This is a genomic window from Citrobacter sp. XY323, assembly GCF_025106035.1.
Lineage (GTDB): Bacteria > Pseudomonadota > Gammaproteobacteria > Enterobacterales > Enterobacteriaceae > Citrobacter > Citrobacter braakii.
The window spans coordinates 362,186-384,802 of record NZ_JANYUK010000001.1 but is presented as its reverse complement, the minus strand read 5'-3'; the positions used below and the strand labels follow the sequence as shown (position 1 = coordinate 384,802).

13 protein-coding genes are annotated in these 22,617 nt (G+C 52.5%); 7 read left to right on the top strand and 6 right to left on the bottom strand.

All coding sequences use genetic code 11. The features are described from left to right. Nucleotides 1-10 precede the first annotated feature (10 nt). Complete coding sequence (locus tag N0B36_RS01760; RefSeq protein ID WP_259685804.1) at nucleotides 11-1,123, bottom strand: MBL fold metallo-hydrolase; 1,113 nt, start codon at nucleotides 1,121-1,123, stop codon at nucleotides 11-13. Nucleotides 1,124-1,312: 189 nt separating this feature from the next. Here N0B36_RS01760 and N0B36_RS01755 point away from each other — a divergent pair, with 189 nt between their 5' ends. The 4 genes from N0B36_RS01755 to N0B36_RS01740 all read left to right on the top strand — a co-directional run bounded on the left by N0B36_RS01755 (nucleotide 1,313) and on the right by N0B36_RS01740 (nucleotide 4,344). After that, a complete protein-coding gene (locus tag N0B36_RS01755; RefSeq protein ID WP_016152173.1) occupies nucleotides 1,313-1,894 on the top strand; it encodes a TetR/AcrR family transcriptional regulator in 582 nt (193 codons plus the stop codon). After that, the gene (locus N0B36_RS01750) at nucleotides 1,894-2,262 is read left to right on the top strand and encodes an MmcQ/YjbR family DNA-binding protein (protein WP_016152172.1); all 369 of its coding nucleotides are present in this window, start codon (nucleotides 1,894-1,896) and stop codon (nucleotides 2,260-2,262) included. Before N0B36_RS01755 ends, N0B36_RS01750 begins: the two co-directional genes overlap by 1 nt. A 119-nt stretch (nucleotides 2,263-2,381) precedes the next feature. Next, on the top strand, nucleotides 2,382-3,035 hold the full coding sequence (nfsB, locus tag N0B36_RS01745; protein WP_016152171.1) for an oxygen-insensitive NAD(P)H nitroreductase: 654 nt from the start codon (nucleotides 2,382-2,384) through the stop codon (nucleotides 3,033-3,035). A gap of 64 nt (nucleotides 3,036-3,099) precedes the next feature. Beyond that, on the top strand, nucleotides 3,100-4,344 hold the full coding sequence (locus tag N0B36_RS01740; protein ID WP_016152170.1) for a mechanosensitive ion channel family protein: 1,245 nt from the start codon (nucleotides 3,100-3,102) through the stop codon (nucleotides 4,342-4,344). A 3-nt stretch (nucleotides 4,345-4,347) separates the two neighbouring features. Here N0B36_RS01740 and N0B36_RS01735 read toward each other — a convergent pair whose 3' ends face one another. The 5 genes from N0B36_RS01735 to pheP all read right to left on the bottom strand — a co-directional run bounded on the left by N0B36_RS01735 (nucleotide 4,348) and on the right by pheP (nucleotide 10,399). Further along, entirely contained in the window at nucleotides 4,348-5,328 is a 981-nt protein-coding gene (locus tag N0B36_RS01735; protein WP_016155936.1) for a LacI family DNA-binding transcriptional regulator, read from the bottom strand. A gap of 77 nt (nucleotides 5,329-5,405) precedes the next feature. Further along, a complete protein-coding gene (locus N0B36_RS01730) occupies nucleotides 5,406-6,557 on the bottom strand; it encodes a Gfo/Idh/MocA family protein (RefSeq protein WP_259685802.1) in 1,152 nt (383 codons plus the stop codon). Continuing rightward, nucleotides 6,554-7,582 carry a sugar phosphate isomerase/epimerase gene (locus N0B36_RS01725; RefSeq protein WP_259685801.1) on the bottom strand — a complete coding sequence of 343 codons (1,029 nt, stop codon included), beginning with the start codon at nucleotides 7,580-7,582 and terminating at the stop codon, nucleotides 6,554-6,556. The genes N0B36_RS01730 and N0B36_RS01725 overlap by 4 nt, the downstream gene beginning before the upstream one ends. Nucleotides 7,583-7,597: 15 nt before the next feature. Continuing rightward, the gene (locus N0B36_RS01720) at nucleotides 7,598-8,839 is read right to left on the bottom strand and encodes an MFS transporter (protein WP_259685800.1); all 1,242 of its coding nucleotides are present in this window, start codon (nucleotides 8,837-8,839) and stop codon (nucleotides 7,598-7,600) included. Between the two features lie 165 nt (nucleotides 8,840-9,004). After that, entirely contained in the window at nucleotides 9,005-10,399 is a 1,395-nt protein-coding gene (pheP, locus tag N0B36_RS01715) for a phenylalanine transporter (RefSeq protein WP_047415083.1), read from the bottom strand. Nucleotides 10,400-10,645: 246 nt separating this feature from the next. Here pheP and N0B36_RS01710 point away from each other — a divergent pair, with 246 nt between their 5' ends. The 3 genes from N0B36_RS01710 (at nucleotide 10,646) to N0B36_RS01700 (ending at nucleotide 22,546) form a co-directional block, all read left to right on the top strand. Continuing rightward, nucleotides 10,646-11,821, top strand: a complete 1,176-nt coding sequence (locus tag N0B36_RS01710; RefSeq protein WP_016152164.1) for a DnaJ family molecular chaperone — start codon at nucleotides 10,646-10,648, stop codon at nucleotides 11,819-11,821. 617 nt (nucleotides 11,822-12,438) lie between these two features. Further along, nucleotides 12,439-13,017, top strand: a complete 579-nt coding sequence (locus N0B36_RS01705; protein WP_047501815.1) for a LuxR C-terminal-related transcriptional regulator — start codon at nucleotides 12,439-12,441, stop codon at nucleotides 13,015-13,017. 196 nt (nucleotides 13,018-13,213) lie between these two features. Continuing rightward, nucleotides 13,214-22,546, top strand: a complete 9,333-nt coding sequence (locus N0B36_RS01700; protein WP_259685798.1) for an autotransporter outer membrane beta-barrel domain-containing protein — start codon at nucleotides 13,214-13,216, stop codon at nucleotides 22,544-22,546. Nucleotides 22,547-22,617: the final 71 nt, after the last annotated feature.

Sequence of the window (22,617 nt, the reverse complement as noted above, 5' to 3'; positions counted from 1 at the left end):
TCCCCTGTATTCATTGAGTCGCCTGTTGCCACCAGGCCGTAAACGGTTGGTCCGGTTCGGACAGTATTACCGGTTCACCCAGCATTGGCGTCAGTAGTCGGTAATCCTGACGACGGCTGGCAAGCGCCAGTCGTTTGTAGGGATCATCCCAGGTATGTTTCGCCAGAACGAAACGGCCGGCATGCCCTGGCAACACGGCTTTCGCATGCAGATCGGCCGCGGCCTGCGCCGTCTCTTCTGGCATCATGTGAATAAACTTCCAGTCCTGGTCATATTGACCGTTCTCCATAATCGCCAAATCAATCGAGCCAAACTGCTCACCGATGGCTTTAAAATGCGGTCCATAGCCGGAATCTCCGCTGTAATAAACGTTCTGCTCCGGCGTTTCGAACATGAAGCTCGCCCATAGCGTCTGGTTGCGCTTGATACCGCGCCCCGAAAAATGACGAGCAGGCAGCACATGAACGATCAGCGAATCCGTCACTCTGACGGACTGATTCCAGTCCCGCTCTTCGATTATCTCGCTGCGCATCCCCCAGTAACGCAGATGCGACCCTACGCCGAGCGGCGTAATCACCCGCTTAATTTTCAGCATTAACGCCTTGATAGTGGCGAGATCCAGATGGTCATAGTGATCGTGCGAGATAATGAGCAGATCGATCTCCGGCATCGTCTGCGCAGTCCACGGATAATCCCCGGCAAAGGCTTTGTTCAGGAATGAAAACGGTGCGGCATAATTGCTAAATACCGGATCAATCAGGATACGTTGACCCGCCAGCTGCAAATACCATGAGGAGTGGCCCAGCCAGACCAGAGTATCCTGCTGTGGCGAAAGTCCGGCGAGATCGGTTGCCACCAGCGGTAACGGCTGCGCCGGGCGCGCATTATCACGCTTAGCGACCAGAAATTCCCACCAGGCCGCCAGCATGCCTTTGTTGCCGGTATAGCCCGGTGTCGGCACCTGGTTATGAAACTGTCCATCACGATAGTGAGGTGACTGTTCAACCAAACTCAGTTGTGCCCCTTGCGGGGCCTGACCAAACCCGGCATTGAGTACAAACGGTAAACTTGCAGCTGCGGCAATAAGCATAATAACAACCACACAAACTGTGAGACGCTTCATATCCTGACCTTAAACGCGCCCCTTTCCGCTGGTTTGCGCGACTGACTCTTGATTATGAGTGAGTAAGCACTCATTATAGAAATCGAAAGTTCGCCGTCAAGATGATTTTCAATCTTTGACATTCGCCGTTGCGGTGCTGCAAAGGCCGTGATTCAATCATGTTTTTTACAGACTTAAGGGTAAAGTGTAGTGGCTCGTCCGAAGAGTGAAGACAAAAAACTGGCATTACTGGAAGCTGCAACCACAGCATTTGCACAATCAGGCATTGCGGCATCTACCGCCGTGATAGCCCGCAATGCAGGGGTTGCGGAGGGGACGTTGTTTCGCTATTTCGCGACCAAAGATGATTTGATCAACGAGCTTTACCTCTTTTTGAAGCAAGACCTTTGTCAGTCGATGATGGCAAATCTGGATCGATCGGTGACCGATGCCAAAACCATGACTCACTACATCTGGAACAGCTACATTAGCTGGGGCCTGAACCATACCTGCGGGCATCGCACGATTCGCCAGTTGGCCGTCAGCGAGAAAATCAGCAAAGAAACGGAACAGCAGGCTGATGATATGTTCCCGGAACTGCGCGATCTTTGTCATCGCTCCGTACGACCTGAGTTTATGTCTGACGAGTATCGCGCCTTTGGCGACGCGCTGTTTCTTTCTCTGGCAGAGACCACCATGGAGTTCGCCGCCCGCGACGCGGCTCGCGCAAAAGAATATATTTCGATGGGATTTGAGGCGATGTGGCGCGCACTCACCCGTGAGGAAAAATAATGGACGGCCAGACCTTACATGCCTGTGCAAAGCGCCTTGCGCTCGAACTGCCTTTTACCGAGCACTGCTGGCCATTCGGCCCGGAATACGATGTCTTCAAAGTCGGCGGCAAAATTTTTATGCTGGTCTCAGAGCTTCGCGGACGCCCGCTGGTTAACCTGAAAGCCGATCCGCAAAAGTCACTGTTAAACCAGCAGATCTACCCCAGCATTGAACCCGGCTATCACATGAATAAAAAGCACTGGATATCGGTCTACCCAGGCGACGACATTACCGAGTCATTACTGACGGAGTTGGTAAATGATTCATGGCATCGCGTTGTAGACGGCCTGGCGAAGCGGGATCAAAAACGCCTGCGTCCAGGTTGATTTATCGTTAACTCCGATAAGTGTTTTTGCATTTTCCTGTCTTATCTTTTTCTTGCTAACCCTGTACCCTGCTGAAACAAAACGCACCCGCAGGGTATGAAAAATCACCAGGAGTAGTTATGGATATTGTTTCTGTCGCCTTAAAACGTTACTCCACTAAGGCATTCGATCCGAATAAAAAACTGACCGCTGAGCAAGCCGAAAAATTAAAAACGCTGCTGCAGTTTAGTCCGTCCAGCACCAACTCTCAGCCGTGGCACTTTATCGTTGCCAGCACTGACGAAGGTAAAGCGCGCGTGGCGAAATCCGCAGCCGGCGGCTTTGTATTCAACGAACGTAAAATGCTGGATGCTTCCCACGTCGTGGTGTTCTGCGCCAAAACGGCGATGGACGATGCCTGGCTGGAGCGCGTGGTGGATCAAGAAGAGCGCGATGGCCGTTTCGCCACCCCTGAAGCCAAAGCCGCAAACCACAAAGGCCGTACCTTCTTTGCCGACATGCATCGCAAAGAGCTGAAAGATGACAACCACTGGATGGCAAAACAGGTGTATCTGAACGTCGGTAACTTCCTGCTGGGCGTGGCGGCGATGGGTCTGGATGCGGTGCCGATCGAAGGCTTCGATGCGGCGGTGATGGATGCAGAATTTGGCCTGAAAGAAAAAGGATTCACCAGCGTAGTTGTGGTCCCGGTGGGTCATCACAGCGTAGAAGATTTCAACGCCGCGCTGCCAAAATCTCGTCTGCCGCTGGAAACAACACTGACGGAAGTTTAATCCCCGCATTTGCATAAGCTCTACACAGCGGTCATCATAGACCGCTGTTTATTAAGGAGACGTTATGCAGGAATTGATATCTCAGGTAGAAGAACTCGGCATTGAAATAAATCACACCACCTCACTGGTGATGATTTTTGGCATTATTTTTATCACCGCCATTATTGTTCACGTTATTTTGCACTGGGTGGTATTACGCGCATTTGAAAAGCGCGCCAACGCCAGCTCCCGCCTGTGGCTACAAATCATCACGCAGAACAAGTTATTTCACCGGCTGGCATTCACCCTGCAGGGTATCATTGTCAATATACAGGCCGCACTCTGGTTACAGAAAGGCAGTGAAGCAGCAGAAATATTAGTAACCTGCGCACAGCTGTGGATCATGATGTACGCCCTGTTGTCCTTGTTTTCCCTGCTGGACGTCATTCTTAATCTGTCGCAAAAATTCCCTGCCGCATCGCAATTGCCGCTAAAAGGCATATTTCAGGGCATCAAGCTCATCAGCGCTATTGTCGTCGGAATATTGATGATTTCCCTGCTGATTGGTCAGTCACCGGCAATATTGATAAGCGGTCTGGGTGCCATGGCCGCCGTGTTAATGCTGGTGTTTAAAGATCCGATCCTCGGGCTGGTGGCCGGAATACAGCTTTCAGCCAACGATATGTTGAAGTTGGGTGACTGGCTGGAAATGCCTAAATACGGCGCAGATGGCGCGGTGATTGATATTGGCTTAACCACCGTAAAAGTGCGCAACTGGGATAACACCATCACCACTATCCCAACCTGGTCACTGGTATCGGACTCATTTAAAAACTGGAGTGGGATGTCGGCTTCCGGTGGGCGACGCATTAAACGCAGCATCAGCATTGATGCCACCAGCATTCATTTTCTTGATGAGGATGAGCGTCAGCGGCTGCATAAAGCGCACCTGCTGAAACCGTATTTGACCACGCGCCATCAGGAAATTGACGAGTGGAATCAGCAGTTAGATGCACCTGAATCAGTATTAAACCACCGTCGGATGACGAATATTGGCACCTTCCGCGCCTATCTGAACGAATATTTGCGTCATCATCCGCGGATTCGCAAAGATATGACGTTAATGGTGCGCCAGCTTGCGCCAGACGATCACGGCTTACCGATCGAAATTTATGCCTTTACTAATACGGTGGTCTGGCTGGAATATGAAAGTATTCAGGCTGATATTTTCGACCATATATTCGCCGTGATCGAAGAATTTGGCTTGCGCATTCATCAGTCGCCCACCGGAAATGATATTCGCGCGCTGTCAGGCGCGTTTCAACGCTAAAGCTCAGGTACTGGCGCGTGAAATATAGCGCCAGTCCATCATCACCCTTTCCGTCTGCGCGTCAGGATTTTCTATTTTATTCAGCAGCAATCCTACCGCTTTGCGGCCTATATCCCGCGAGGGCTGCTCAATGGTCGAAAGCTGTGGGGAAACCATTTCTGCCAGTTCCGTACCGTCGAACCCCACGACGGCGATATCCTGCGGGATCTGTAATCCGGCATTGAAAATAGCACGCATCGCCCCAGCGGCCAGCGTGTCCGATACGGCAAACACCGCGTCGGGTTTCACCTCTGCGGCAAGCAATGTTTTCATCGCCGCAATTCCTGCGCTGGAACTTAATTCGCTGGCGTATTCTACGGCCTGATACTCAAGCGACAGCGCATGCAGCGCCGCTTTATAGCCACGTTCGCGCAACCGGGCGTATTTATAACTCAGATCATGATTGATTAGCGCAATGCGTCGATAGCCCTTTTCCACCAGGTGAGATATTACCGACTGCGCAGCGTCAACATCGTTAATCCCTACGCAGGAAACCGCGCCTTTATCAGCATATTCCGCGCACTGAACCCAGGGAGCGTCGCCAATCAGCGTGGTCAGTTCCGGTAATTTTGAGAATGCATCCATGGTGATAATGCCATCAACGATTTTCCCAGACAGCAGCTTTAGCGCCGATTTTGAGCGGGCGGTATCCGAGCCGGAATTACACAGCAAAATGCGATAGCCATTCTTTTCCGCCTCTTCTTCAATGCCTTTAACAACCTCTGCACAAAAAGGGTTGGCAATGTTGGAAACCATCACCAGAATCATCGAACTGCGTGCCGTACGCAGCTGACGAGCCAGCAGGTTGGGCTGATAATTGCTTTCTTTAATAGCCTGTAGCACGCGCTCGCGATTTTTGGCTTTGACGGTATCACTGTGATTCAGCACACGCGATACCGTCGCCACCGACACACCGGCAAGCTGGGCGATTTTTTGAATAGACATAACGACGACAAGTCCTGCGGTTTAGGCTTTACGTTGAGGCTACCATAAAATCACTGCCCGGCGAACCGGGTGCGTGTTTAGCGCTGCACTGATACCCAGCGCTGCTGCTGATGGCTTTTTATAATCGCATCAATGATATACATCACATCCGCACCATCAGAAAATGACGCAAATCGACGCTCCGCCGCCGCGGGCATTTTGCCTGCCTGCACCGCCTGATAGAACTGCTGCATCATATTTTTGAACGCATCCGGCCAGCCCTCAATATGCCCCCCCGGAAAGTGCGCACTGGCAGCGACATCCGCATTCATCAATCCTGGGTCATCCGTCAGGATCTGGTTCGCCTGCTGACGGTGCCCGACCCAAAGCTGTTGCGGCGTTTCCTGATCCCAGTGCAGTGAACTCTGGCTACCGTTAATTTCAAAGCTCAGGTGATTCTTGCGCCCGGCACTCACCTGTGAAACGCTAAAGCAGCCTTTGCTACCATCGTCAAAACGTACCAGCACCGATCCACAATCTTCCGTCGTCACCGCTTTATCCTCAAATTGCAGGTCAGCCGTTTGCTGGCCAAACGTAGCGTTACTGGCGATGCTGGCTTTTCGTACCGGCCAGACGATAGCCAGATCGGCCATCACCTCGACAATACGTTTTCCAGTGACGAATTGCACCGTGTCACACCAGTGGGAACCGATATCCGCTACCGCCCGTGAGTTGCCGCCCTGTTTGGCATCGACCCGCCAGTTGTAGTCAGTTTCCAGCAGCATCCAGTCCTGCAAATAGCTCCCCTGGACGGCAAACAGACGCCCCACGCTACCGCGCCTGACCATGCTGGCAGCCTGTTGTACCATCGCAAACTGACGATAGACAAAGCTCACGCCATGCACCACTCCTACCTGCTCCGCCAGCGTTTCCAGTTCACGAGCCTCATCAGGCGTCATACACAGCGGCTTTTCTGAAAACACGTGCAGACCCGCACGTAAAATCTGCCGATTGATGTCGGCATGCAGATGATTCGGCGTACAGTTATGCACCACCTGCAGTCCGGGATGCGCCAGCAGCGCCTCAACGCTGCCGTACGCCTGAGGAATATGAAGAGCATCTGCACGTTCCTGGGCAACCGCCAGCGAGCTATCGCAGAGCGCCACCACGTTCACACCGCCGAGTCGACGCAACGCCTCGATATGTGCAGGCCCAATAAAACCGCTGCCAATAATGCCAACCTGTATCATTTGCGTACCTCATCGCCAGCGGCGAAATCATCAAATGCGCGTGAAGAAACCGGAATAATGTGGCGGCGTATAAAATCGCTCCCCTCACGCGCCCCGGTTTGCGCGTCTTTCAGGCAACACTCCCATTCCAGTACCGCCCAGCCAGGGAAATCATATTGTGTGAGCTTGCTGAAGATGGTTTTGAAATCGACCTGCCCGTCCCCCAGGGAACGGAAACGCCCAGCGCGCTCGAGCCACGGCTGATAACCGCCATAGACACCACTGCGGCTACTGGCGTGGTACTCAGCGTCCTTGACGTGAAACGCTTTAATGCGCGAGTGGTAAACATCGATAAACCCAAGGTAATCCATCTGCTGCAATAACAGATGGCTCGGGTCATAGAGAATGTTGCAGCGAGGATGATGATTAACCAGTGCCAGAAAGCGCTCGAACGTTACGCCATCGTGCAGATCTTCACCGGGATGGATTTCAAAGCAAACATCCACCCCATGATGATCAAAGCGATCGAGAATGGGTCTCCAGCGGCGCGCCAGCTCCAGAAAAGCCTCTTCGAAGCGCTGACGGTTATGCGGTGGCCACGGATAAAAGAAGGGCCAGGCGAGCGAACCTGAAAACGTAGCATGCGCCGTCAGCCCCAGTCTTTGCGAAGCCGCAGCAGCCTGGTGGAGGGTTTCGACGGCCCACGCCTGCCTGGCCTGCGGATTAGCGCGTACAGATGGCGGAGCAAATCCGTCAAAAGCGTCATCGTAAGCCGGATGGACGGCAACCAGTTGGCCTTCAAGATGGGTAGATAGTTCGCTAATCACCAGCCCATGCCCGGCCAGCATCCCACGAATATCATCACAATAGGCCTGACTTATGGCTGCTTGTTCAACATCAAACAAAGACTTGTGATTACACGGGATTTGTAATGCCTTATAGCCCAGCTCCGCCGCCCATTTTGCCACGCCTTCCAGGGTGTTAAATGGGGGACGATCCCCGATAAATTGCGCCAGAAAAATGCCAGGCCCCTTGATGGTTTTCATAACCCCTCCTGAAAATTACGCCTGCTCTTTGTCGTCATACTTGAAAGAGAAAAGGAAAATCACGGCAATCACTGCGGCAGCCACTGCCGGGATCCACCAGAATGTGGTCCACGCCTGAGGCACCGTTTGTCCCGCCACCAGACGGTTGTAAAGTGCGCCTGAAATTTGCGAACCAAGCAGCATACCGATCCCATAGGTAAACATAACGATCATGCTTTGCGCCTGGCCTTTTACTTTCTCCCCGGCAATACGATCGGTGTAAATAAAGCCGACCACGAAGAAGAAGTCGTAGCACACGCCGTGCAGCAGAATGCCGAGATACAGCAGGAATCGGCCCTCTTCGCTGATGCCGAGGGCAAAGAATGCGTAGCGCACAAACCAGGCGCACATCCCGATTAACAACATGTATTTCACGCCCAGACGCCTGAACAGGAACGGGATCACCAGCATGAAGAAAATTTCAGACATCTGACCAAACGACATCGCCGTACTGACATCGCCAACGCCCGCATCAGCCAGAAACGACGCGGTATATGCGTAATAGGTTCCCAACGGTACAGAAATAAGCGTCGCGCAGAGCGAGAAGACAAAAAAGTGACGAACCTTGAGTAAGGCGAAAGCATCCGCACAAAACAGATCGCGCACTTTTACCGGCAGTCCTTTCGCCGGTGCTGGCGTGTTGGGCAACGTCAGGCTGTAGAGCGCCAGAATCACAGAAATAACCGCCGCCAGCGTAAAGATGCCGGTAGTATCCGAGATTCCGGTTACGCCGATAAAAATCCCCGCGACAATCCAGCCAATGGTGCCAAACACCCGCACCACCGGGAAAGTTTTGTCTTTATCCGACAGGCTATGAAAAGCAATGTTGTTGGTAAGCGCCAGCGTTGGCATGTAGCACAACGTGTAGCCAAACAGCAGACCAATCAACAGCGCACCGTTTTGCGCCACCAATGCCTGCGGAACAAACCAGAGGATCGCCGCGCCTGCAAGGTGCATCACCGCCATCACCTTTTGCGAGGCAAAGAAGCGGTCTACCAGCATCCCTAAGACGAACGGCGACAGAATAGAGGCAATGGGCCCGGCTGAAAACGCATCGCCAATCAGCAGCGACATGTTGTGCTGGCTCATCACCAGCCCCAGCGTGACGGACCAACTTCCCCAGATAAAGAACTGTAAGAACATCATTAGCGACAGCCGGGGTACCAGCAGCCGGTGCCGTACGTTCTGTTTTCCACTACTTTCGGTTGTTGACACCATTTTTTGCCTCACCTTTAAAAAGTAATCGATTACAAAATAGATTCAATAGAAAAGTAATCGATTACAAAATAAAGATCCTGCCAGCAAAGGCAAAATTGCGAGAGCGGTCACGATAAACATTGAGAGAAGATCCGATCCCATCCTGACGATGGGATCGGTAGAAACTTAGCGGGACTTACGACACAGCAGTTTGAAGGCAACGAACAGGAACAGGATCCACACCGGCAGGAGGATAGCTGACAGGCGCATATCGTCCATCGTACACATAAGCACCAGAATCATGCCAAGGAAAGCAATACACAGGTAGTTCCCTGCCGGGTACAGCAGCGCTTTGAACTGCGTCTCACGTCCCTTACGACGCATCGCCGCCCGGAATCGCAGATGGGCCAGGCAGATCATAATCCAGTTCAACAGCAGCGTCGCCACAACCAGCGCCATCAGCAGACTAAAGGCCTTTTGTGGCAGGACATAGTTGATCAGTACGACCAGAGACGTAATAGCACCGGAGAGGATCAGTGAATTCACCGGTACGCCGCGACGGCTGACGCGGGTTAAGAACTTCGGCGCGTTCCCCTGGACAGAGAGACCAAACAGCATACGGCTGTTAGAGTAGACGCCGCTGTTATATACCGACAGCGAAGCCACCAGAATGACAAAGTTCAGCGCAGAAGCCACCACGTTGCTATCAAGATTATGGAAGATCATCACAAACGGGCTGCTGTTGGATTTCACTTCCACCCACGGGTACAGCGCCAGCAGCACCACCAGAGAACCGATGTAAAACAGCAGAATTCGGTACACCACCTGGTTTACCGCCTTTGGAATGCTTTTCTGCGGATCCTGCGCTTCTGCGGCAGTAATCCCGATAAGCTCAAGTCCGCCAAAGGAGAACATAATTACCGCCAGCGACAGGATCAACCCGTTCCAGCCGGTGGCAAAAAAGCCGTTGTAACGCCACAGGTTATCAATGCTGGCATGTTCCCCGCCGTGACCGGAAAACAGCATCCACACGCCAAAACCAATCATGCCGATAATGGCCAGCACTTTAATCAGCGCAAACCAGAATTCCGTTTCGCCATACAGACGTACGTTGACCAGGTTAACCGCGTTGATGATCACGAAGAATGCCGCGGCCCAAATCCAGGTCGGGACATCGGGCAGCCAGTACTGCATGTAGATCCCAGCCGCGGTCAGTTCCGCCATGCCAACCAGCACAAACATAACCCAGTAGTTCCAGCCGGACAGAAATCCCGCGAACGGTCCCCAGTATTTATAGGCAAAATGGGCAAACGATCCCGAAACGGGTTCTTCCACCACCATTTCGCCCAGTTGACGCATAATCAAAAAAGCGATGATCCCGGCAACGCCGTAACCCAGTAACACCGCAGGTCCTGCCATCTGAATAGCCGGGCCAATGCCCAAAAACAGGCCGGTACCAATTGCGCCGCCCAGCGCAATTAATTGAATATGGCGGTTTTGCAACCCCCTCTGAAGCGTCGGCTCATTCGTTGACGCGGCATCAGACACGCTGGTGTCAGATGCAGTTGACGCGTTTTTCACGCCCTTCCCCTGTGTCGTTTTTATTGAAGGGGCTTCTTTTAACATTTCAACCTGGTTGTCGCAAGGCGCAATAAGGACCCGCTGTACCCGTGGCATTGCGTTTGTTCATAATTACAGTGAATTATTCTGGACGAAAAGGCATCGCAGGCCACAGAATGCGCTTTACTGTTTTTCTAACATTTTCAAACGGGTGAACCCGCTGTGTTTCAGCCACTCGTTTTTGAGCCAGGCCAGGCAACGACTGTCATGAATAAGATCATCAAACGACTGGAAATCGTCAAAAGCGCTATTGAACTGGAAGATGAGGAGATTATTTTCCAGCAGGTAGATCATCTGAAAAATGAGCCTATGTCAGTCTTGCCAGGCGCCATCGTTCAGGCGCTCGAAGCACGGCGCTTTAGTGATGCCCTACGTGAAATCACGGCCTGGCTGCAATCTCAACGGGCAGTCTCAACGTGGCAGGATCCTGCCATTGCCGCCAGTAAACTGGAACTAAAGGCGCTCGAAACACAGTTGCGTGACCTGATCGATAAGCGCAACACGCGCATTCAAATCCTCGATGATTTCAACGATCTGTATCATCTTCGCCTTGGGCCGCTGATGAGCCGGATCCTCGAGTTGCGTAAACAGCTCGCCGCCAGCGCCCAGCGCAAACAGGAAGCGGAGCGAAAACGCCGGGAACAAGACTATCAATCCTGCCAGCACTATATTTCCCAGGCCGTTGATCAACTGGCCAGGCTTAAGCAGCTCTGGATGAACCAGAATTCAGATTCGCGCGAATCGGTGGAAACACGTCAACGAATTCAGCAACAAACGGAGCTTATTACCGCCCTGCTGGCGGAGATTCGTGAGCTGGAAAACGACTTTTCTCGCCAGGACGACAGCGCAGCCCGTCAGGCACAGGAAGAAGCCAGCCATGAATATGATGAATATCAGGAGCAGCAGCAGGATGCGCAACATCGTTTTAGCCGGGACCAACGACTTTCTTCTGAAGAGCGTAATGAGTTAAAACGCCTGTGGCGTCAGGCCAGCCGTCTTTGTCATCCGGACGTGGTGGCGGACGATCTGAAAGAGAAAGCGCATCAGATGATGGTGCAGCTTAACCAGGCGCGCCAGAATGCCGACCTTGCTGCCGTTCGGGCGCTACTGACTCAATTGCAAAGCGGCCTCGAACCGATGATGGCGAGTGACCGATTGAACGATCTGCAGCATTTACGCAGCAAAATACAGCAGCTCAGAGAACAAATTAACGCACTGCTCAAAGAGATTACCGAACTGGAAGCTGAGAACGCCTGGCGCCTTGCCACCTCCGTGACGGATAAAGAGGCTTACTTCTCCGATCAACAACGGGCGCTTACGGAAATCCGCAATACGCTGGAACAACAGGTGCAACAGGTTGAGCAGGAGCTGTTGGCGGGCTAAGCGCTATCAGCGATAGAAAGCAGAAAATACAACATCTTCAAGCGAGATTTGAAGATTAAGCACCAAATGATAAAAATAGCACAAAATGCTTAGTTATTAAGGTAAGTCAGAGTTATCAACTTAAATACTCGAGTTTTAGGTCGATAACTGCAAATAAGACAATATTTCTCTCTCCCACCGCTCTCCCTCTCTCTTTATCCTGGCCTTGATTAAGAATTCTCCTACCTGCCAATAGTCCCATTAAGAAGAATGGTTATCTGTTTGAAATATAAGGTTTTTAATATAAATCCCCTCCAGTCTAAATAGGAATACCCTGTCTTTATAGAAATGGCTGAAACATTATTCGCGTGATCCATAAGCGAAATCTATCAATCATTTACTCAGAGCTGAAATAAACGATTTATCTTAAATTTTAACAAAGTGTAATATCTACTTTAAGAATAGTTAATGATTCAAATTAATACAGAAATATCTGTTGAATCTGCAATAAATAAGGATGCGTTCACACCAAAGAACGTCATACGAGATTTAATTAACATTTCATGCGTCGCAAGAAACTCTTTTTTTAGCCTAAAAAAAGAGGCGACCGCCTGCACCAAAATTTCAAGGAGATCGTTATGTCTAAGGCTATTTTTTTGGGTGAATCAATTTATCCCTGGCTAGGCATGCGAGAAATCCTACGTGGTTCATCATTATATATTGATATCGCGTACTACTCCTCTCAGACGCTTTCTGCCGTCAACATAATCCCTTATGAAATGGATTGCATCATTATTAATCCTGACAACTCAGATTTTTTAAAATATGCCAGGATTATCCGCAACATGGCTTTACGCCCTGCCACAAAAATTATTGTTTTGGCAGATGAAGCTACTTTTTCTATTTTTCAAACCGTTTGCGGGAGGAACATGCTGTTCCTCGATCAAGACGCCAGCCTTGATCGGTTACTGCATGCCGTGACGTGCATATCACAAAACAAAAAACCACGTAATATCAAAGAAATAAATAACAAAATCACAGCAAACGAATTTAACGTAATGATGATGCTTGCCCGGGGGTGGTCACTGACTCAAATCGCTGGGGCATCACAAAAAAGTGAAAAAACCATCGGGGCGTACAAAAGCAACATTGCCAGAAAACTCGGGAAAAATAACTCCCGACTCAAGTACACCATTTCTCACTATAGCCAGCCGTAACTGACTTATTTAAGGACAATTATCACGGTTATTATTTAAAAGATTTCCTTTCGGCTCACTTTTTAATTCCGCATCGCACGGAAGGGAATCCTATTTCCAAAAATCTATTACCGGGTAGCACATCCGCGTGCCAACCATAGCCAACAACTCAATGTATTAACAATACACATAACAGGAATGTAGACGAGGGTTATATATGAACAAAGTTTACAGCATTATTTGGAACGCGGTGCTCGGTATCTGGGTGGTCGTTTCCGAATTAACCAAAGGAAAGAAAAAAAGCAGCTCGCGTAAAACTGTCGCCGTACTCACGGCCGGCGCATTAAGCGCTGCTTCAATGCAAGCTTCAGCAACTCCGATCATCGACATCGGTGAACATAATATTTTCACCGACTACCAGACAGGTATTTCTGTTGGGGATTATGAAGGTGTCCACGACTACGGATTCTTATATGAAGATATCACTGCTGGTCAGGCGCTCAATATCAGCGGCGCGATCCCAACCATCAGTCCGGGTCAAAGTGGCGTTGTTGAATCAACGACCATCAGAGAGCTACTGCAAACCGGCAAAATCACCCTGCAGGCCACCAGCCCTGACCAGGGCGTAAAAACGATTACTACTGCCGAGGAGCTGGCGGAATACCTGACTTATAACCAATCATCAACGCCTTCGCAGAGCACAGAATTTGAGATTAACGACCCGGCGTTCCCCGGCGAAAAAACAACCATTAAAGTCTTTGATACCAACGCGTTAAGTAACTTTCTTACCGAATCACAGATTGGCGATTCGGCATTAAACACTTACGATCCGACGCAGTCTAAAATCTACAAACAATTTGGCATCGCGCTGGCGACAAACGGCTCCACGGCCAATCTGAATTTGGGCGACGACACGCTCAATGTACGCGCCAAAACCAATACCATCGAATTACTGGCCAAAGACTCCTCCTTACTGGAGGCTCAGGACGCGGGTAGCCAGGTTTACTGGCAATCCGATAACTTTATCAAATTTAACGCCGCCCCGGTTATTCCTGAAAAAACCTTCGCCGGCTCAGCGCAAACCTCCGTGTTTGGCGATGATGTCACGCTCATGACCTACGGCTATGATACGGACGGCAAAGTCGTCGAAACGGGTGAGCGCACATTTAACATCACCAACACGCAGGAGTTGGCCGAATTTAACGACTGGCTGTTGGGCAATAGCAGCGACGCGGCGGAAAACCCGGAAGGCGAAAAAGTCAGCCAAATCCAGCTGTGGCTGGAAACGGATGAAGTCACTACCGTCACCGCAGCACAAACGAAGTATGCAGAGCTGATTGATGGTCTGATCAATTCCAGCAAGCCCTCTGACGTGCTCAGTTGGGATTACGACGTCTGGACAGACGGCTTATCGCATGCCAATAACGCGACCGCTGACCGCGGTGAGCTGCATGCTATTTACGCCAACGGCGCAGGCACCTCCGGCACCCTGAACAAAGATGCGATTCTTGCCGTTGACGGCAGTATTAATGGCGTCATGAAAGCCGTTGATGGCGGGGTTATCACAAACTTTGGCGAACTGAACGCATTACGAACGTCTACCGGGCAGAGCCTGGCGATTGGCATGCTGGCAAAAGACGCGACGGCAACCAACAACGGGATGATCAACTCCGGGCTGTTTATCGATAAAGACGGCAACCAAAACGTCAACAGCTATGGCGCATTTGGTATGCAAGGCCAAGGCACCAGCCAGCTCGCTAACAACGGCATCATCAACCAGGCGATCACCACCGATAACTTTGGTACCGCTTCGGCAGCCGATCCCTGGAGCAAAGACGTCCCCGCTTCTTCGCTGACGCTGGCGATTGGTATGCAATTGTCTGACGATGCGCAAGGGGTCAACAATGGCGAGATTAACGTCGTAGACGGACGTAAAAGCGGTACATCCTTTGCCAGCAGCACCGCTTATGGCGTAGAAGTCGCCGGGAATGCCACCTTTACCAATGCTCAGAATGCCTCTATTTATCTTGGTCGCGACGCAAGCGATCCGGATAAAGATGTCACCATGGCAGGCGGTTCCAGCCTGAGCGCCGGTATTATGATCAAGAGCGCCAAAGAGGTGATTAACAACGGCCTTATCACGCTGGGAACCGGCGTCCGTAACGCCGCGGGGATTTTGGTCGGAAATGCCACGGGCAACGTCCTCAATACCGGCAATATCGTGATCAATGGCGGTTCTAAAGGGGGCAGCAGTAAAAACTACGGCATCTCCGTACACGACAGCGGCGCAGAAAATAATCAGGAAATCCGTAACGACGGCAAGATTAACGTGAATGGCACCAACAACGTAGGGATCCACGTTAGCGCCAATAACAAAAATGCCGAAGTCACCACCAGCGCTGCAGGCGCTATCGTGGTGGACGGTGAAGGCGGCGTCGGTAACCGTAACTACGCCATCTGGGCGGAAGGTGACGCCAACGGTCAGGCAGTGGTTAACGTCTATTCCAATATTACGCTGGATAAAGCCGGTAACATCGGCGTCCACGTGCGTGATAACGCCATCGCTAACGTTGACAGCTTAAGTAGCCCCTCATTTAATAGCACCGATCAGATTGGTTATTACCTGTATGGTAAGGGCGCTACCGCCAATATTGGTCAGGCGGTGATGAATGACAACGGTCAGGATCGCACCACCATTTTCCGTATCGCCAATGGCGCATTGCTGGCCGGTAATACCACTAACCCGAAAGATCAGTCCACCTCCAACCTGGATTTGACTCTCAGCGGTAACAATTCCGTGGGCGTACTCGCCACCGGCGCAGGCAGTAACGTAGATACCGGTGAAGCAACGTTCACCGTTAAGGGCACTGACTCTGCGGCGCTGGTTATCGAAGGCGGCGCGAAAGGGACCATCAGCGATAAAACCACCATCAATTTAACCGGTGAAAGAACCGTTGCCGGGGTTGTGGATGGTCAGGCGCATCAGTTGAATGGTAATACGCAGGGCAATGCCACGAGCACGACCCTGACCTCAAACGCGAAGATCACCTCTGAAGCCAGCGGCAACAAGGTAATCGCCTATGTGGCGAGGAATCTGGGCAACCTGATCCTCGATACCAAATCGATTATCGATCTGGCCAGCGTCGACAGCATCGGTGTCGATGTTCAAAAAGGCGGTAGCTTAACCAATAACTCCTCCCTCGCCCTGCATGTCAGCAACGGCATCGGCGTACGCGCCTCAGGCTCCAGCGCGCAGATTAATAAGCTGGGCAAAATTCAGGTTGATGATGGCACAGCTGGCGTTCTGTTGACCCAAGGGGCAAGCCTGCTGATTAACGGTATGACTGGCGACAGCATTACCACCGATGGCTCCGCTGACGGCATTCGCCTGGCCGAAGGCGCTGGCGCTCTGGCCGCGCAAAGCGTGATGATCCGCGCTGATGGTACCGGTGCCGGTATTCAAAACGATGCCAACAACACCAATATCACGTTGCGTGATGTCACCATCGACTCCAACGATGGCCCAGGGATCCGCACCAGCGTGGCTCTGACCATGAACGATGGGCTGGACAATATCCTCAACGTCAACGGTAAAGGTACCGGCTTCGCCTTTGAACAACGTAATGGCGACGCGGTGACGGGCAATCTAACCATCGGCAAAGGCTATACCATTGAGGTACTAAACAGCGAAGGCAGCGGTATCCGCGCCAATACGGACGGTCGTATCACCACCAATGCCGACATCAACGTGCATGACAGCGCAGGTGGTTCAGCAATCATCGCGAAAAACGTTAGCGCATTGACCAACAGCGGCAAGATTATCTCTGCCAGTACCACCTCACCGGTAATAGACGCCAGCGGCGACAGCAGTAAAGCCATCACCAACACGGGAACCCTGCAGGCCATCAACGACTCGGCCGTGGCAGTTCAGTCTGGTAAAGGCAATGACACCATCGATATCAGCGGCGGTGTGACCAGCGGCGTAATCAACACCGGTGAAGGTACGGATACCTTCAACTGGCGTAGCGGCTCTTATGCTGGCGAAGTGAATTTCGCGGGTACTGGTGGTAACAATAAAGCCAATATCGGCAATGTGACGCTGGATAAAACGCGCCACATCCTTACCGCAGCGGGAACGGGCAACGCCCTCACCTTCACTGATACAAAAGGTGCGAAGATTGGTACGCTGGCTAGCGACAACCTGAATACCGGTACCAACATTGGCACCGGCTGGGATTCACTGACCATCAGCGGGTCAAATGCAGATGTACGCATCGTTGAAAACCTGAATCTGGCGAGCGAAACCCTTGCTGTAAACAATGGCGCCACGCTGCGTACCGGCGACCACGTCGAGCCAACCAGCACTGCCGCAAGCATTGGCGATTACAATGTCACCACCCAGGGCGCAGACAGCAAAGTTATCTTCGATACTCAGGGAGATACCTCAGCAGCACAGATCTATCGCGGGATCATCAGCGGCGACGGGAAATTTGAACGTGCGGCGGGCGGCACCACGGTGTTTACCGCTAACAACAGCTACACCGGCTCTACCACCATTGATCAAACCGGTACGCTGCAATTAGGTGACGGTGGAAATGAAGGCGAAGTGAGCGCCGTCTCTGACATCATCGACAACGGCGTATTGGCGATTAATCGCGCCAACACCGTGCTGCTCAACGGTGTGATCTCCGGTATCGGCGCGCTACAGCAAATCGGTGGCGGCATTACCCGTCTGAACGGCAACAATACCTATACCGGTAACACCACCGTTACCAACGGCACGCTGCTGGTGAATGGCGATCAAAGCGCGGCGCACGGCGTCACCACCGTCAGCGGTACGTCCACACTTGGCGGTAAGGGCATTATCGGCGGCAACGTGCTGATGAACGATGCCACAACCATCAGCGCCGGTGACGGCGGTGCGGGTACGCTATCTGTTAACGGTAATCTGCAGCTTGGCAGCAAAACGACCTCCGCTTTCGAACTGGGGCAGGCCTTTACGCCAGGCGGTGCGCTAAACGATCTGGTGAACGTAGCAGGCGATCTGCAACTGGACGGGACCCTGGATGTTACCACGTCGCAAGGCGGTAACTTCGGACCGGGCGTGTACCGTATCTATAATTACGGCGGTACGCTGGATAACCAGACGCTGGAGCTGGGCGCAATACCGGACAGTCAGGATAAGAGCAATATTTTTGTCCAGACCTCTATCGACAAACAGGTCAACCTGGTGAACGCCAACGGCGTTACCCTGCAATTCTGGGACGGAGCGACGGTAAGTCAGAGCCACGGCGCGTCGGGCATTGAGGGCGACAGCAAAATTGACGGTGGCAATGGCAAATGGATGGCGATCGGCAGTCAGGGTGATAACAACTGGACCACGGCAACGGGCGAAGGTAACGCACCTTGGGCGCAGAAGTCCTTTGCCGTCTTCACCACCAAAGGTGGCACCGTTACCGTGGATAACGCCGCGGGAGAAGTTAACTTCTCCGGGGCACAGTTTGACGCCGATGGCTATGTCGTTAAAGGCGACGCACTTAACGCTTATGCCACCACGGAAAACGCGACCCACGCCGGCCAGACGCCGGGAACCGGTGAACTGCTGCTGCGCGTTGGCGCGGGTGGCGCGGGGCAAAACTATACCGCGACCATTGAGTCCGTCATCCGCGAAGCCAGCACGACTGACAAGCTGACGCTGGTGAAAACCGACCTTGGTCGTCTGATCCTCAGTGGTGATAACGCGTATCGCGGCGGCACACGCATTGATGGCGGTACGTTGCAGATTTCCGCCGACAGCAACCTCGGTCAGAGCGGAACCGACCTGGCTATCAACAACGGCTCCACGCTGCAGATGGGCGCGGACCTAACCAGCAATCGCACCATTGCGCTGGGCGCGAATGATAACGCGGCGGTGTTTGACCTCAATTCACATAACTTCACGCCAACCGGTGAGATTACCGGCGACGGTAAACTGAAAGTCACCAGCAGCTCAAGCGATGCGGGCAGTACTCTGTCGCTCAATCGCGCGAACAGCTATAAAGGCGACACAGAAATTTCCGGTACCGGAAATGCCAACAATGTGACGGTCAACGTCAGCAAAACCGGGGCCTTTGGTAGCAATGAAAGCAGCACCGTGAACGTCAATAACGGGGCGACGCTCAATGTCAGCGGAACAGAGACCAGCCTGAAATCCCTGACCATGAACATTGCCGACAGTCTGTTAACGCTGGCGGATAACGTCACCGCCGCGAGCGCAAAACTGAACCTGACGGGCACAGCGAAAGCGCTGTTAACCGATAATGCCACCGCGGGAGAGGCGACGGTTAACGTGTCAAAAGACAGTACGTTGGCGCTGGAAGAAAACGCCAGCGGTGGTTCTGCTAGCGTGAATAACAGCGGACTGATGACCTTTGCGGACCAGGCGTTAGCAGAGAATACCGTCGTTAAAAACCTGGCGGGCGGCAAGGTCGATATCAGCGCAGTCGACAGCGCAACATCTATCGGCTCGTTGTCCGGCGCGGGGAATGTCGAACTGGGCAATAAAGAGTTGTCGCTGGGTAATCTGCACCTTGATGACACCATCAGCGGCATTATCAGCGGCAACGACGGCAGCCTGGTGAAAATCGGTGACGGCACGTTAACGCTGACCGGCGATAACACCTGGACCGGCACCACGGACGTCAATGAAGGCGTACTGCTGGTCAACGGTAATCAGTCTGCCGCGACCGGTCAGGTGACGGTGAAATCTGGGGCAACGCTCGGCGGGAACGGTATTATCGGCGGCGCGGTTGATGTACTGGATGACGGCCATATTACCGCGGGTGCAGCCATCAATAGCGTGGGTAAACTGACTACCGGTTCACTGACGCTCAGCGATAACGCACAGCTTGATTACCAGTTTGGTCAAGCCTATACCCCAGGCGGAGCCTTCAATGACCTGATAGATGTGAATGGCGATCTGACGCTCGATGGTAAGCTCAATATCCAGACCTCTCCAGGCGGAAGCTTTGACGTTGGTGTTTACCGCGTCATCAACTACACCGGCACATTAACCAACAATGTGATGGACATTGCCGACGCGCCGGAAGCTGCGGACAGCCTGTACGTACAAACCTCGGTTAAAAACCAGGTTAACCTGGTCAACCATGCCGGGCTGACGCTACGTTTCTGGGACGGCACCGGCGGTGAGAATGGCGAGCTGAAAAACAACGGCGTCATCAACGGCGGCGACGGTATCTGGCAATCCAGCCAGGGTAATGACAACTGGACAACGGATGAATCAACGCCAGAAGGCGCGCTGAATGCACCGTTTACCGATGCTGCGTTCGCCGTCTTCCAGGGAGAAGCGGGCAACGTAACCGTCGATAACAGCAAAGGCGACGTCATCATCAGTGGCGCACAGTTCGCCACCGATGGTTATCGCGTGGGCGGGGAAGCCATTACCACCGATACAGCTAATACGCTGATTCGCGTCGGCGATGGCACAGTAGACGGCGCTAACTACACCGCGACTATCGACAGCGTGATCCGCGGCACCGGCGGCCTGAATAAAGGCGACCTCGGTACGCTCATCCTCACTGGCGACAATACTTACAGCGGTGGAACCACCATCACCTCAGGTACGCTGCAGGTGGCGGGTGATACCAACCTTGGCGCACCAGAGACGGGAATTACCTTTAATGGTGGTACGCTGAAATATGGTGAAGCGTTTGATACCGCTCGTCAGGTGACTCTGGAATCCGGCGGCGGGACATTCGACACCAACGGACATAACGTTTCTCTGCTGACGGAAGTCGAAGGTAACGGTCAGTTGACCAAAACCGGTAAAGGTTCCCTCACCCTGACGCTGGATAACACCTACACCGGTGGCACCACCATCGAGCAAGGCGTTTTACAGCTGGGTAACGGCGGTGATATCGGCAGCATTCAGGGAGATATCGTTGATAACGGCGTACTCAACGTCAATCGTGGCGATACCCTGGCGCTGACCGGTAATATCAGCGGCGAAGGCCAACTGCATCAAACCGGCAGCGGTGTTACGGAGTTGCATGGTGAAAACAGCTACAGCGGCGCAACGCTGATTGCCAACGGTGTACTGCAGGCGGGTAATACCAACACTCTGAGTAGCGCATCACACCACTACGTTGTCGCTGACACCACCCTCAACACGCAAGGTTACAACCAGACGGTAGCGGGACTGAGCAACGGCGGCGATGTTTCACTCATCGGCCAGCAGACTGGCACAACGTTAACCGTCAAAGGGGATTACACCGGCGAAAAAGGGACTATCAACATGGCGGCCACACAAAATGGCAGCGGCGCAGGCATTGCCGACCGTCTGATTATCGATGGCGGTAAAGCCAGCGGTAGTACGCTATTGGATGTCGATGGTTCTGGTCTCGGCGCACCAACTATTGGTGATGGTATCGAAGTGGTAACCGCGCTCAATGGCGCAACCACTACGGCACAAACGTCACGAGACGCCTTCCATCTTGCCGCCGATCGTATGGCTGCAGGCGCATTTGAGTATCAACTGCATGCGGGCAACGCTCAGGGTCAGGGTGAAAACTGGTATCTGAGAAGCGAATATCGTCCAGAAACTATGCTGTATTCTGGTCTCGCCAGCGTCGTTCGTCAGGGCGACATCAGCCTGTTAGGCAACATGCACCAGCGTATGGGTGACGAGGTTAAACCGGGTATTGATGAAGACAATCGCGCCTGGGCAAGAATGATTGGCTACTCCGGTAAAACCAAACTGGATGATGCGGCTGGAACGCAAACCAGCTCCCACACCATGGGGATTCAGGTTGGCGTCGATATGTATGCCAACGAAAGCTGGAAAGCCGGGATGTATACCAGCATTCTTGATATCGACAGCAACGTGAAAGGCACGAAGACAGGCAGCGACGGCAAAGGCGGCAACATCGACGACAACGCGTTTTATGTCGGCGGCTACGCCACCTGGTTCTCAGGCGACGGGATGTATGTTGATAACGTCCTGCAATACGGTAACCATAAATCCCGCCTGGCGGCGACCGGTAACAACGGCTCGTATACCGTCAGAGGCAACACGCTGACGGCGTCAACAGAAGTGGGTAAATCGTTCCGTTTAGGCGCCAGCGCATGGAGTCTGGAACCTCAGGCTCAGTTAATCTATCAATACAGCGACTTTGATAACGGGCGGCTTGATGGCGTGACCCAAACGAAAGTGAAAATGGATACCGCGGATTCCTTTACCGCCCGTCTGGGCGTGCGTCTGGTCGCTGACTATGACACCAACCATGGCAAATTCCAGCCTTACGGCAGGGTCAACGTCTGGCAGGGTCTGGGTTCAAAAGACAAAACGCACTTTAGCAATGCGGTAGCCACCACCACGCTTGAGTCTTCACAACAGTACTCCAGCACTGAAGTTGCAGCCGGTCTGTCATGGTCTATCGACAGAAACCTGCAGGTTTACGGAGAACTGGGTACGCAATTTAGCAACGGTGGCAGTAAGTCGCAGGTTGAAGCGCCGGTTAATGCATCAATTGGCTTTAAGAAATCGTTCTAAGCTGACATAAACTCGCTAGCCCTCTGTTTAACAGGGGGCTTTTTTTTGCCTGTCACAGATACAAAGCTACC

What these genes read in the sequence shown, in the direction of transcription:
- N0B36_RS01760 (WP_259685804.1), bottom strand. Translation starts at nt 1,123, where the DNA reads ATGAAGCGTCTCACAGTTTGTGTGGTTGTTATTATGCTTATTGCCGCA.
- N0B36_RS01750 (WP_016152172.1), top strand. Translation starts at nt 1,894, where the DNA reads ATGGACGGCCAGACCTTACATGCCTGTGCAAAGCGCCTTGCGCTCGAA.
- nfsB (WP_016152171.1), top strand. Translation starts at nt 2,382, where the DNA reads ATGGATATTGTTTCTGTCGCCTTAAAACGTTACTCCACTAAGGCATTC.
- N0B36_RS01740 (WP_016152170.1), top strand. Translation starts at nt 3,100, where the DNA reads ATGCAGGAATTGATATCTCAGGTAGAAGAACTCGGCATTGAAATAAAT.
- N0B36_RS01735 (WP_016155936.1), bottom strand. Translation starts at nt 5,328, where the DNA reads ATGTCTATTCAAAAAATCGCCCAGCTTGCCGGTGTGTCGGTGGCGACG.
- N0B36_RS01730 (WP_259685802.1), bottom strand. Translation starts at nt 6,557, where the DNA reads ATGATACAGGTTGGCATTATTGGCAGCGGTTTTATTGGGCCTGCACAT.
- N0B36_RS01725 (WP_259685801.1), bottom strand. Translation starts at nt 7,582, where the DNA reads ATGAAAACCATCAAGGGGCCTGGCATTTTTCTGGCGCAATTTATCGGG.
- N0B36_RS01720 (WP_259685800.1), bottom strand. Translation starts at nt 8,839, where the DNA reads ATGGTGTCAACAACCGAAAGTAGTGGAAAACAGAACGTACGGCACCGG.
- N0B36_RS01710 (WP_016152164.1), top strand. Translation starts at nt 10,646, where the DNA reads ATGAATAAGATCATCAAACGACTGGAAATCGTCAAAAGCGCTATTGAA.
- N0B36_RS01705 (WP_047501815.1), top strand. Translation starts at nt 12,439, where the DNA reads ATGTCTAAGGCTATTTTTTTGGGTGAATCAATTTATCCCTGGCTAGGC.
- N0B36_RS01700 (WP_259685798.1), top strand. Translation starts at nt 13,214, where the DNA reads ATGAACAAAGTTTACAGCATTATTTGGAACGCGGTGCTCGGTATCTGG.